The 1,159-nt window shown below is 70.1% G+C and carries 1 protein-coding gene; it reads left to right on the top strand.

Features of this window, described 5'->3' with window-relative positions; all coding sequences use genetic code 11:
* Positions 1-21: 21 nt before the first annotated feature.
* Positions 22-1,159, top strand: a 1,138-nt coding sequence (locus I59_RS23710; RefSeq protein ID WP_022905188.1) for a carbohydrate-binding protein, incomplete at its 3' end; no start/stop codon positions are given.

The following is a 1,159-nucleotide window of genomic DNA, read 5'->3' as shown; positions in this document are numbered from 1 at the left end:
GGCCGAAGACAGGAGAACCGTGTGATCAGCAAGACCAGGATCGGCATCGTCGCGGTGGTGGCGGCAGCGCTCGCGGGCGGCGCCGTCGTCGCAGCCCCGGCGACCGCCGCCACACCGGCGTGCGCGACCGCGTGGAGCGCGGGCACCGCGTACTCCGGCGGCGCCACCGTGAGCGAGAACGGCACCAACTACACCGCGAACTGGTGGACGCAGGGCGATGATCCGGCGACGCACTCGGGAGCGACCGGGAGCGGGCAGCCGTGGAGCTCGACCGGCGCCTGCAGCGGGACGAGCACCGGAGGCGGGACCGGCACCGGTGGCGGAACGGGTACCGGCGGCGGGACGGGTACCGGGGGCGGAACGGGGACCGGCGGCAGCGGCGGCACCGCGAGCGGACTGGTCTTCAGCCCGTACAAGGACGTCACGGTGAACCTCGACTGGAACACGAACGTCATGAACACGGCGATCACCGGGACGCGCATCCCCGTCGTCGGATCGTCGAACAGCCTCGTGTCGACCCGCGAGCCGGGGCTGAAGGCCATCACCCTCGCGTTCGCGACGGGCACCTGTGGTAGCGAGAACTGGGGCGGCGTCGCCGCCGATGCGTTCGCGAGCGCCAACATCCCGAAGCTCGACGCCGCGGGGGTGAACTACATCGTCAGCACCGGCGGCGCTGCTGGGTCCTTCACGTGCTCGGGGACGGCGCTGCAGTCCTTCATCGCCCGGTACGCGACCCCGCACATGATCGGCGTCGACTTCGACATCGAGAGCGGACAGTCGACCGCCGACGTGCAGAACCTCGTGAACGCCGCGGCACTCGCGCAAGCGAAGTACCCGGGCATGCGGTTCTCGTTCACGCTCGCGACCCTCGCTGCGTCCGACGGGTCGTACGGCGGCCTGAACAGCACCGGTGACGCCGTCGTCAAGGCCATCAAGGCGTCGACGCTGACCCACTACACGGTCAACCTCATGACGATGGACTTCGGGCGGGCCACCACCGCGAACTGCGTCCTCTCCGGATCGACGTGCGCGATGGGACGGTCGGCGATCCAGGCCGTCACGAACCTCGAGCACACCTACGGCATCGCCCCGTCGAAGATCGAGGTCACCCCGAAGCTCGGCGTGAACGACGCCTCGGACGAGGTCTTCACCCTCGCCG

The organism is Curtobacterium sp. B8 (assembly GCF_000333315.1).
In the GTDB taxonomy this organism is placed as follows: domain Bacteria; phylum Actinomycetota; class Actinomycetes; order Actinomycetales; family Microbacteriaceae; genus Curtobacterium; species Curtobacterium luteum.
This window is presented reverse-complemented; position numbering and strand designations above follow the sequence as displayed.